Annotated in this window: 10 protein-coding genes; 2 read left to right on the top strand and 8 right to left on the bottom strand. The window is 61.2% G+C overall.

What is annotated here, in order from left to right; all coding sequences use genetic code 11:
• Positions 1 to 11: 11 nt before the first annotated feature.
• The 8 genes from recF to ABAC460_RS46495 all read right to left on the bottom strand — a co-directional run bounded on the left by recF (position 12) and on the right by ABAC460_RS46495 (position 8,561).
• The gene (recF, locus tag ABAC460_RS46460; protein WP_023455748.1) at positions 12 to 1,106 is read right to left on the bottom strand and encodes a DNA replication/repair protein RecF; all 1,095 of its coding nucleotides are present in this window, start codon (positions 1,104 to 1,106) and stop codon (positions 12 to 14) included.
• A gap of 131 nt (positions 1,107 to 1,237) precedes the next feature.
• Positions 1,238 to 2,359, bottom strand: coding sequence for a DNA polymerase III subunit beta (gene dnaN, locus ABAC460_RS46465; protein ID WP_023455749.1), 1,122 nt, complete (start codon positions 2,357 to 2,359; stop codon positions 1,238 to 1,240).
• 180 nt (positions 2,360 to 2,539) lie between these two features.
• Positions 2,540 to 3,961: a chromosomal replication initiator protein DnaA gene (gene dnaA, locus ABAC460_RS46470; RefSeq protein ID WP_081716686.1), complete on the bottom strand. Its 1,422-nt coding sequence runs from the start codon at positions 3,959 to 3,961 to the stop codon at positions 2,540 to 2,542.
• Between the two features lie 888 nt (positions 3,962 to 4,849).
• Positions 4,850 to 5,119 (bottom strand): 30S ribosomal protein S20, encoded by a 270-nt coding sequence (gene rpsT, locus ABAC460_RS46475; protein WP_023455751.1) that lies wholly within the window; start codon positions 5,117 to 5,119, stop codon positions 4,850 to 4,852.
• A 297-nt stretch (positions 5,120 to 5,416) separates the two neighbouring features.
• Entirely contained in the window at positions 5,417 to 6,277 is an 861-nt protein-coding gene (gene mutM, locus ABAC460_RS46480; RefSeq protein ID WP_023455752.1) for a bifunctional DNA-formamidopyrimidine glycosylase/DNA-(apurinic or apyrimidinic site) lyase, read from the bottom strand.
• A 180-nt stretch (positions 6,278 to 6,457) separates the two neighbouring features.
• Entirely contained in the window at positions 6,458 to 7,366 is a 909-nt protein-coding gene (locus ABAC460_RS46485; protein ID WP_031237525.1) for an aldo/keto reductase, read from the bottom strand.
• A 171-nt stretch (positions 7,367 to 7,537) separates the two neighbouring features.
• Complete coding sequence (locus ABAC460_RS46490) at positions 7,538 to 8,158, bottom strand: carbonic anhydrase (RefSeq protein WP_023455754.1); 621 nt, start codon at positions 8,156 to 8,158, stop codon at positions 7,538 to 7,540.
• Positions 8,159 to 8,327: 169 nt separating this feature from the next.
• Entirely contained in the window at positions 8,328 to 8,561 is a 234-nt protein-coding gene (locus tag ABAC460_RS46495; protein WP_023455755.1) for a hypothetical protein, read from the bottom strand.
• 155 nt (positions 8,562 to 8,716) lie between these two features.
• On the opposite strand from ABAC460_RS46495, the gene ABAC460_RS46500 reads away from it, so the two are divergent.
• A complete protein-coding gene (locus ABAC460_RS46500; protein ID WP_023455756.1) occupies positions 8,717 to 10,375 on the top strand; it encodes an MFS transporter in 1,659 nt (552 codons plus the stop codon).
• 4 nt (positions 10,376 to 10,379) lie between these two features.
• Positions 10,380 to 11,165 (top strand): polysaccharide deacetylase family protein, encoded by a 786-nt coding sequence (locus tag ABAC460_RS46505; RefSeq protein ID WP_023455757.1) that lies wholly within the window; start codon positions 10,380 to 10,382, stop codon positions 11,163 to 11,165.
• The last annotated feature ends 86 nt before the right edge of the window (positions 11,166 to 11,251 follow it).

An 11,251-nucleotide genomic window follows, 5' to 3' on the forward strand; every position in this document is an offset into this window, starting at 1 on the left:
AAGCTTTCAGTTTACTCAAGCATTTCAAGGATTTGCGCCGCTTCGACGCGGACACCCAGGGCGCGGCCCAAAAGGCCGTCGAACAGGCTCAAATCCGTTCCTGTAAAGAAGGTTTGTAGCCCTAAAGCATGGGTCTCGTCAAACAATGCGTGCCGGCGCAAGGGGTCGAGATGGGCCGCCACTTCGTCCAGCAGCAGCACGGGTTTGAAGGCCGAAAGACGCGCCCCTTGCGCCAGGATGATGTTGAGCAAAAGCGCCTTCTGTTCGCCGGTGGAACAGTCGGCGGCGGGGCGGGTTTTGTCACGGTGAACGACGGCCAGATCCATGCGGTGGGGCCCAAACAGCGACCGCCCGGCAGCGCCATCACGGTCGCGATTATTGCGGAAACCCTTGATGAGATAGTCCCCGGTCTCATAGGTGCCGGTCAGGCTGAGATCAGCCTTGGGGAAAGCACTTTCGTGCCCGTCGATCTCGATCTGCAGCGCCTGGAGGGCGGCCTGGCGGGCTTCGATCATGCGCGTACCGTTGGCGGCCAGTTTCTGCTCCAGCACCGACAGCCAGGTTTCGTCGGCGGGCCCTTCGGTCAGCAGTTTCATCCGCTCGCGCAGGGCTTTTTCGTAGGCGGCGACGATGGCGGCATGGCCGGGATCGGCGGCATAGACCAGGCGGTCGAAAAACTTCAAGCGATCGTTGCGGGCTTCGATAAACAACCGGTCCTGGGCGGGGGTCAGCCAGATCATGCGCAGGTGGTCGAGCAGTTGCGCTGCCGGCACCGGTTGCTGGTCGATGCGGACGGTGCGCTTGGCCCGATCGCGCGGGTCGGAGCCGGTGGCCAGCTGGACCTCGTCTTCGCCCGCATGCAGCCGCGCGACGACGCCCCAGGGACGGCCGTGGGCTTCATCGGTAGGTCGCCGGCCCAGTTCGCTGTAGGCAGCCCCGCGCAGCCCCTTGCCGGGGTTGAGGACGCTGATGGCCTCAAGCAGGTTGGTCTTGCCGGCGCCGTTGGGCCCGTAGAGGTAGACGCTGCGCCCGGCCACACCGAAATCGAGCCGTTCATACGAACGAAACTCAGTCAGCGACAGAAACTGAATGGGATGGGTAGACATATCAGCCACCCCTTAATCGCCAGCCGGGAAATTGCCCCTTCTCCTCTCCACGAAGTGGGGAGGGGGACCGCGAAGCGGTGGAGGGGTATCTTACGGACAGTGGGCCAATAATTCGGAAGGTCCCGCCGTTATTACACACGCAACGGCATCAGCACATACTGGACGCCATTATCGGCCGGATCGAGCACCAGGGTCGGCGACGACGCGTCGGCAAAGCGCAGTTCGACCTGCTCGCCACCGATTTGACCCATAACGTCCAGGATGTAGCGCGCATTGAAACCGATATCGATCGAGTCGCTATCATAGTCGATCTCGGCTTCTTCAACGGCCTGGCCGGCTTCGATATTGCGCACCGACAAGGTCAGACGGCCCGGTTCGATCGCCATCTTCACCGAACGCGACTTTTCCGCCGAGATGGTCGAAACGCGGTCCACGGCCTTGGCCAGGATGCCGGTGTCGATCATCATGATCTTGTCGTTGTTCTTGGGGATGACGCGGCCATAGTCCGGGAAGGAACCGTCGATGATCTTCGAGGTCAGCGAGGCATTGCCCAGCTGGAAGCGAATCTTGGCCGGCGAGATGGTCAGGTCGACATAGCCGGTGCCGTCGTCCAGCAGGCGGCGCGCCTGGTCGATGGTCTTGCGCGGGATGATGACGCCCGGGCCGCCGGCAGAACCGTCAGGCGCCGGCATTTCGGCCAGGGCCAGGCGGTGGCCATCGGTGGCTACGGCGCGCAGGTAGTTAGAGCCGTCCTCGGTCAGGGTGTGGAGGTACATGCCGTTGAGGTAGTAGCGGGTTTCCTCGGTCGAGACGGCGAAGCGGGTCTTGTCGATCAGGCGCTTCAGGTCGTCACGCAGGATGGAGAAGGACACGCCTTCATGGTCGCTGGACATGATCGGGAAGTCGCCGGCCGGCAGGACCGGCAGGGCAAAACGCGAACGGCCCGCCGAAACGGCCAGACGGGGATCGTCGCCAGCCGAATATTTCAGCTCGACATCGGCGCCATCGGGCAGCTTGCGGACGATTTCGTAGAGGGTATGGGCCGGCGCCGTGATCTGGCCCGGGATGCTGACCGTGGCCTCGGCAGTATCGACGATTTCCATATCGAGGTCGGTCGCGGAGAACGACACCTGACCCCGTTCCGCGGACAACAGGACGTTGGACAGGATGGGGATGGTGTTACGGCGTTCGACGACGTTCTGTACGTGGCCAAGGGCTTTCAGCAGGGCGCCACGTTCTATGGTAAATTGCATCGCGTATGTCCTGAAGTTCGGGACGGGGACCTTAGAGGATTCTGTACGAAATTCAAACGGGGTTTGGGGCCTGTGGCCCCAAGTCTTTAAATATCTTTCTGCTGCTCGGCTCCCGAAGAGGGAGCCAGACAGCAGAAAGATTTTGAAGGCTTTGTGGGGTCACGGACCCCACGCCCCGTTTTAGTTACTGCGCAGCTTCCGCGTAAGCGCTTCCACATCCCTGGCAATCTGATCGTCCGCCTGCAGCAGCTCCTCGACCTTCTTCACGGCATGCAGCACGGTGGTGTGGTCGCGGCCGCCGAAACGCCGGCCAATGTCCGGATAAGACCGCGTCGTATGCTGCTTGCACAGCCACATCGCCACCTGGCGCGGACGCGCCACCGAACGCGTCCGGCGCTCGCTCAGAAGATCGGCCTGCTTCAGCCCGAAATGGTCCGCCGTCAGCTTCTGAATTTCATCGACCGTGACACGACGCTCAACGGCGACTTTCAGGTTGGGCTGCAACAGCGCCATAGCTTCTTCCAAGGTCAAACTCCCTAAACGCGCGCCGGCGGATGCCACCAGGGTATTGACCGCGCCTTCAAGCTCACGGATCGACCCTGGCACCCGATCGGCCAGAAATTGCATAACTTCAGCCCGCGGACATTGGGCCGTACCCAGCCGCTGCGACAGTTGGCCCAGCTTACGCTCGACGATACCCATCCGCAGGCTCTGATCCGCCACGTCCAGCGCACAGACCAAACCCGACGACAGGTGCGACCTTAACCGCGCCTCGATCTCGTTCAGCTGCGACGGCGGACGGTCAGCCGTAAACACCACACGCCGGTTGTTCTCGATCAGAGAGGTCAGCGTGTGGAACAGTTCTTCCTGCGACGAGGTCTTGCCGCCGATAAAGTGGACATCGTCCACCAACAGCAGGTCCGCGCCGCGAATCTCGTCCTTGAACGCCGCCGTGGACTTGTCCATCAACGCCTTCACGAAGGTCGAGGTAAATTTTTCCGCCGTCAGGTAGACGATACGGGCATCCGGCCGCTTCGCCTGGGCTTCCCAGCCGATGGCGTTCAGCAGGTGCGTCTTGCCATAGCCGTACGGCCCATGGAAAAACACCGGATTGAAGTGACCGTCCGCCCACGACGCCACCTGGCGCGACATGGTGTAGGCAAACTCATTGCCACGGCCCGGCACGAAGGTGTCGAACGTCAGACGATCCTGCAGACCGCTGATCCGGGTGGCCGGCACTATGGCCTCAACAACCGGCTCGGAGGCCGCAACCGACACAATCGGCGCCGACGGCACCGAAGCCGCCACGATACCACCCGTGCGCACCTGGTCGTCGTAATCGACGCGACACAGGATATCGAGCACCCGGGCATCCGGATCGTGCTGCTGCCACAGTTCCTGGGCGCGACGGATCGCGTTTTTGGAAATCCAGTCGCGCGCATAGGCGGTCGGTGTCACCAACACCGGGTCGCCATAAGGGCCGGGTCTCACGGCCGACGGCGCGACGTATGAATTGTACGGACCTTCTCCCAATTCCTTGCGGAGAACCCCGGCTACTTTAGACCATACCGTCTCAGGTAGGATCGGCGACCAGCTTGTCATGCTTGGCATTTTATTATCGCCCCGATCGTTTGCCCCATTTTACCCACTCTACTCCTGGCGCCTCACCGCAACTCTCCCGGGGCTTGACACACCCCTGGGGAAACGCACGGCTATGTGACCCCCGTTAAGCTTGGCCCCAACCGAAAGCCGTAACCGACATCCGGAAAACGCGACGCCAAACCCCGACCGAGCGCTTCCCTCACCACAAGGCCACGCTGCGTCCGGTACTCTTTGTGAAAGCACAACCGCGTTTGACCGCCCTGTGCCGGACACCCACGCCTGGGAAACGAGTTTCCGCAACGTAAACATCTGCCTTTCCCCTTTTACGCGAAAAGAGGGTGTCGTCTTTATCTCACTTCGACCGGACACACCGCCCGAAGTTTCTCGCCATTCCATGAAGGACAGCGAACCAAAAGATAAACGTTTGGACCCGAAAGTCCGTGTCAGCCGAAAGCAAGCGTCCCTAGCTCCTGCTTCAATCGGCCGGCTGTACTCCTGACATCTGCGCAAGACAGCAATTGTCCGGCGTAAGACTGTCCAGGCGACAGCACAATGTGGAACCCTTACTGTATCCAATTCATCCGTGTTGGGACGACTTGGCCGGGTAGAGACAAATTAACGTTCTGGCCTTTGGGGTCAACCAAGGAATTGCACGGGAGCGCCGAAATTTCGATTGACTCCGATAACTCGTTCGCCAGCAAAGAGAAATTAGTACGACATTTACCAAAACTTTTTTTGTGATTGACGCAACCTGACCGGGTGAGATGCCAGGGCAAAGCTTCGCCGCATCGCACATTTGCATGTGCGTCACAAAGACTTTGATTTGTCACAGAAAAAGCATCAAAAAGGCGTGGTCCGGATGCCGGCCACGCCTTTGAAAAAAGGGTCTTAGGCGGTCGCCAGCTTCTTCAGCTGAGCGGCCAGGCGCGACACCTTGCGTGCGCCGGTATTCTTGTGGACCACGCCCTTGGAGACGGCGCGCATCAGTTCGGACTGGGCCTGAACGAAAGCGGTCTGGGCAACGGCGGCGTCGCCGGCGGTCAGAGCTTCTTCGAACTTGCGCACATAGGTGCGGACGCGCGAGCGGCGCGCCTTGTTGACTTCAGTACGGGCCGCGATCTTGCGGATCGATTTGCGCGCGCCGGGGTTATTGGCCATTGTTCACCTGAGTACGGTACGTTGCGGATAAGTCGGGGCCTTAGGCCCCAACGAGAATTTCAAGAGCGCGGCGTATAACTGATGACGCCATTGGGGTCAATCCGTTGTGCACCGGTTTTCGCTTTTGCGGGACAAATTTATGCACAACAGTGGATTCTTAACGCGCCAAACTTTGCGGCACTCGCTTTTTCTTGCTCCTCCCCGCTCGTCGGGGAGGGGGACCGCTCGAATGAGTGGAGACTTGAGGTCGTAGACCGAAAGCCGGAGCGAGTGAGGTGCGGTGGTGGGGTTTCTTACTTACTTCTGGCACTTCGGGCAAAAGAACGTCGACCGCCCCTGATGGACCTTGCGTTCGATCACACCACCGTCCTCGCGCCGGCACGGCTGACCCTTACGGTCGTAAACACAGAAGCTGTGCTGGAACAGGCCCAACTCCCCCGTCGCCGCCGTAAAGTCGCTGATCGACGATCCGCCGGCCGCCACAGCCTCCTCCAGGACGGTCCTGATGGCCTCCGTAAGCGCCTCGGCCTCTTTCGGCTTCATCTTCCCGGCCGGACGGTCGGGGCTCAGCCTAGCCCGCCACAGGGCTTCGCAGACATAGATATTGCCCAACCCCGCAATCCCGCCCTGCGCCATCAGCAGGGCCTTGAGGTTGGTCTTACGGTCGCGGGCCATATCCAGCAGGTAGGCCGGGCTCAGGGCATCCGACAAGGGCTCTACGCCGAGGGATTGATACCATGACGTGGCATACAACTCCGCCGGCGTCAGCAACAGCATAAAGCCGAACCGGCGCGGGTCGTAGAATTCGAGTTTGCGGGTGATGCCGTCACGGGTAGCGGTAGCGGAAAAGTGCCGGTGCTTGATGTCGGTTTCCACCGCATGATAATAGTTGCCATCCAGCGCCTGCTGTTCGACCTGGAAGCGGCCTGTCATGCCCAGATGCGTGACCCAGACCTTCTGGATATCGAGATGGAACAGCAGGTACTTGGCCCTGCGCTCCAGCCGCAGAACCGTGGCGCCGTTAAGCTGGTCCGCGAACCGGTCCGGAAAAGGATAGCGCAGGTTCGGACGGTGGAGTTCGACGTCCGACAGGATGGCGTTGTCCAGGTAAGGCTCAAGCCCGCGCCGGACGGTTTCCACTTCGGGGAGTTCGGGCATGGCAGGTTCCGTGGACGAAGGATAAGACCAGGGGTCGCAGACCCCTGGACCCCATAACCAAGGAGGTTAATCATCACAATCTTTAAAAATCCAGGACCCAAGAGTCCTGGATTTTTAAAGATTAAGGTCATTATTCTCTTGAGTATCGGGGTCCAGGGGCCCGCGGCCCCTGGCCTTTCCTTACGCCACGCGGACCAGCCTGCGTTGCGTCTTCTCGCCTAAGTCCTGAAACCACATGCCGGGCGTCAGCGCAACCTCATCGTTCAGCGCCATGGCGTCCCAGTTGATCCGCGGCGCCTTGCTTTCCGAAGCCGCGATAATCGCCCGCAGTTCCGCGGCCGAGGTCACCCCGACCACCACGGTCGACACGCCCTCTAGGTTCAGCGCAAAACTCAAAGCCGCATGCAACGGATCCGCGCCGGACTCGGCCATGATCCGCCGCACCCGCGACAAATGCGGCCCCACCGGGATCAGATTGGCCGGCAGCTTTTCCCGCGGCAGGAACAACAGCCCCTGCAGGAACACCGACCGGATCTGCACCTCGACGCCCAGCTTCGCCAAGGCTGCCAAGGTCCCGTCGCGCACCAGGCGCTGATCCAGGATCGAAGCCGGCACCTGCATCACATCGGGCTTGAACCGCTTGGCCAGCAACAAAGGCTGGTCGTCATAACTGGCCGAAATGCCGATCTTCGAGATCAGCCCATCAGCCTTCAGCTTTTCCAGGCGCGCCCACAGCTCATCGCCCTGGGGGCCCATCAAATCTTCCGGATTGTCGATCAGGGCCGCGTGCACCCGCACCAGGCCCATATGCTCGACCGACCGGCGCAACCGCGACTCCAGCCAGTCCAGCCCCTTTTCGAGCCGCAAAGTCCGCACCTGCGGCTTGAACGGCGACGGAAACGGCCAGTTGCGGCCGAGAATCCGTTCGACATCGCCGTCATAGTGCGACGAATCTATCGTCAAAACCTTGCAGTCGGCGGCATACTGCAAAATTTGACGCACTTCATCCTCGCTCACACGTCCCCGCGCGTTCGAGATGCCGTAATCACCGCCAAATTGTGCAGAACCCAAACCGAGAGAGGCCGTCACGTGAACTTGTCCTTAACCGCGCCTCTTAACCATGAGTCGCCTTAGGGACTGTCGCCCGGAAATGTTAAACAACCTATCAACAGGTTATAAAAAAGCGATGTGGCCGACCGTTAATTTTTGTAAAGATCGGTTAACCATACTTGGTAACGATTGCAAAAAGCGCGGATCAGGTCAAATCCCGAAGATGCGCATCCGGTCCGGCAGGCCAGAAACACTTACCCCCTGATCCGTCACCAGGCCGTCAGCGATCGAATAGACCCAGCCGTGAATGGTCAGGTCCTGGCCCGACCGCCAAGCCGCTACCGTAATCGGATTGGTCGCGACATTGCGGACCTGAGCAATAACGTTCAGTTCACACAAGCGATCCAGCTTCACCGTCTCGCTGGGACAGGCCTCCAGCTCTTCGCGATGCTCATGGGCCACTTCGCGGATCGGCGCCAGCCAATGGTCGATCAGCCCGTGATCCTGGGATTCCACGGCGGTACGCACCCCACCGCAGCCATAGTGGCCGACGACCAGCACATGCTTCACCTTCAGCACGTGAACGGCATATTGCAGGGTGGACAGGTAGTTGGCGTCCTGCTGCGGCGCCAGGTTGGCGACATTGCGGTGGACGAACATTTCACCGGGATCGAGATTGACGATTTCATTGGCCGGCACGCGGCTATCGGCGCAACCGATCCAGAAATACTCCGGGGTCTGCTGGCGAACCAGACGCTTGAAAAATTCGGGATCAACCTGGGTCTTTTTCAGAGCCCATTCGCGATTATTGGCGAGCAGTGCGTCCAGCATCATCCGTCTCCAGCCGTGTTCGTCGGCCGCTTTATAGAGCCCAACGCCGCCAGTTCAAGCGATTTCGCAGATGCAAAGTAGGTCAGTGTCGTCGCAACCTCTCCTCCCCACATGTGGGGAGGGGGACCCCGAAGGGGTGGAGGGGTATCTTGCTTTCTTGCTTTTTCGCCTACTTCGGCAACAACCCCGTCACCCAGCCCCAGCCACAGGCGATCACCTTGTCAACCAAGGCACCTGCTTCGGCAAACGACCCCTGCCACGCCCACAGGATCAACACCGCCACCCCGACCAGGCTCAACAACGCCTCGACGACGGTGATCAAGGTCTGGACCGGACGGGCGCGCTTGACCTTGGCGTAGGAGGTCAAACCCTCCGGCGCACGCGTGATTTGCGGAAACTTCATACGACCCCCAGATACGACCCCTAGGCCCAGCTCAAAATCTTAACGCCACCTTAACCGCAAAATCACCGCCTGACCAGCGCCACCCCTTGTCTTTCGAACGGCTTTCCGTCACATCGTTACACAACAAGCCTTAAGGGCACGGACAGGGGCACTATATGTCGGCGAACGACGCGGAAACCAAAAAAGGTCTCAAGACCATCGTGGCGGCCTCGGCGGCCGGCACCACCTTCGAATGGTACGACTTCTTCATCTTCGGCGCCCTGACGACCATCATCGCCCAGAACTTCTATGCCGGCGTGTCCGGCACACTGGGGACCATCCTGACCCTGCTGACCTTCGGCGTCGGCTTTATTGCCCGCCCGGTCGGCGCCATCGTCTTTGGCATTATCGGCGACAAGAAGGGCCGCAAGGGCACCTTCCTGTGGACCATCATCATCATGGGCGTGGCGACCATCCTGATCGGCTGCCTGCCAACCTACGCCCAGGCCGGCCCCCTCGCCCCCATCCTTCTGGTCGCCCTGCGCGTCGTGCAAGGCTTTGCCTTGGGCGGTGAATATGGCGGCGCCGCCATCTATGTCGCCGAACACGCCCCCGCCGACAAGCGCGGCGCCTTTACCAGCTGGATCCAGTCCTCAGCCGCCTTCGGCCTGATCGCCGCGCTCGGCGTCATCATGGCCACCCGCGCCGTCCTCGGCGACGAAGCCAAGTTCGCCGACTGGGGCTGGCGCATCCCGTTCCTGATCTCGACCGGCCTGCTGATCGTCTCGGTCTATATCCGCGCCAAGACCGCCGAAAGCCCCGCCTTCAAGGCCCTGCACGACCAGGGCCAGATCGCCAAGTCGCCCCTGTCGGAAATCTTCTCCCGCTGGAACAACCTGAAAGGCATGCTGATCGCCCTGTTCGGCTTCATGACTGCCCAGGGCGTCATCTGGTACACCAGCTTCTTCTACACCCAGGTCTTCCTGGAGCGCATCGTCCGCCTGGAACCCCAGCAAAAGGACCTGCTGATCATCGGCATGACCCTGGTGTCGGCGCCGCTGTATATCGTCTTCGCCCGCCTGTCGGACAAGGTCGGCCGCAAGCCCGTCATGATCTTCGGCATGCTGCTGGCCTGTGTCACCTTCTTCCCGGGCTTCAACGCCCTGATGAAGTTCGGCAATCCCGACCTGGAAGCCGCCTCGCAACGCGCCCCCGTCATCGTCGCCGCCGACCCGGCCCAATGCACCTTCCAGTTCGACCTGATGGCCACGGCCAACTTCACCACCCCCTGCGACCTGGCCAAGAGCACGGTCACCGCGCTCGGCGTCCCCTATACCGACCAGGCGGAAGCCGCCGGCACCGCCACGGCCACCATCAAAATCGGCGAGGCCCACATCGTCCTGCCGTCGGGCCAGGGCCTGACCAAGGACGAGATCAAGGCCCTCAAGGCCAAGGCGACCGGCGAGGTGAAAGCCGCCATGGTCGACGCCGGCTACCCCGCCAAGGCCGATCCGAAAAAAGCCAACCTCTGGGCCATGTTCGCCGTCCTCTGCGTCTTCGCTGTGGCCTGTACCGCGCTGTACGGCCCCATGGCCTCGGCCCTGGTCGAGATGTTCCCGACCCGCGTCCGCTACACTGCCATGAGCCTGCCGTACAATATCGGCACGGGCTGGTTCGGCGGCCTGCAACCGGCCCTCAGCTTCGCCATGGTCGCCGCCGCCGGCAACATCTATTTCGGCCTGTGGTATCCTGTGATCACCGGCGCCATCGCCATTGTCGTGGCCTTCTTCTTCATGAAGGAAACCAAGGGCCGCGACCTCAGCACCGTGGAGTAGTCCCATGAAGCGGCTCGTTCTCCTGGCTCTGCTCTGGTTGGTCGCCTTTCCGGCCGCTGCATGGCCCGAAGGCAAACGCGCCGCCATCGTACTGACCTATGACGATGGCCTGGATTCGCAGCTCGACGTCGCCGTGCCGCAACTGGATGCCGCCGGCCTGAAGGGCACCTTCTTCCTCGACGGCCACATCCTCAACCCGACCCGGATGCTGCGCTGGCGCGCGGCGGCTGCCAATGGCCACGAACTGGGCAACCACACGGTCTATCACCCCTGCCCGCGTGACATGGTGCCTACGAACGACCACTACGCCACCGATACCTATACGCCGCAAAGCATGGTGCGTGAGATCGGGGTGATGAACAATGTCCTGTTCGGCATCGACGGCAAGACGCGTCGGACCATGGCCTATCCGTGCGCCCAGACCCTGGCCGGCGGCGTCGATTTCGTCAACGAACTGAAGGCCTCGGGCCTGGTCGCCTATGTCCGCATCGGCGGCGATTGGTCATCGGTCATCGCCGATCCGGCGAAGCTGGACCTGTTCCGGGTCCCCGCCAACGGTCCGGACAACGAACCCGACGGCGCTCAACTGATCGCCTATGTCCAGCATGTCGAAGCTGTAGGCGGGTTGGGCGTTCTGGGATTCCACGGCACGGGCGGTGACTATCTCAAGGTCTCCGCCGAATCCCACCAGGCCTTGGTCACCTATCTGAGGGACCATCCGGACATCTGGGTCGCCACCTTCCAGGAGGTCATGGATTATGTCGCGGCGAACAAACCGCTGAAAAATTGAATTAGGCTGGGGCTACCTTCCTTCTCCTCCCCATGACAATGGGGAGGTGGCGAGCAAGCAAGCCAGGCCGAAGGCCATTGGCGAAA

Origin of the sequence: Asticcacaulis sp. AC460, from assembly GCF_000495795.1 — a bacterium.
Lineage (GTDB): Bacteria > Pseudomonadota > Alphaproteobacteria > Caulobacterales > Caulobacteraceae > Asticcacaulis.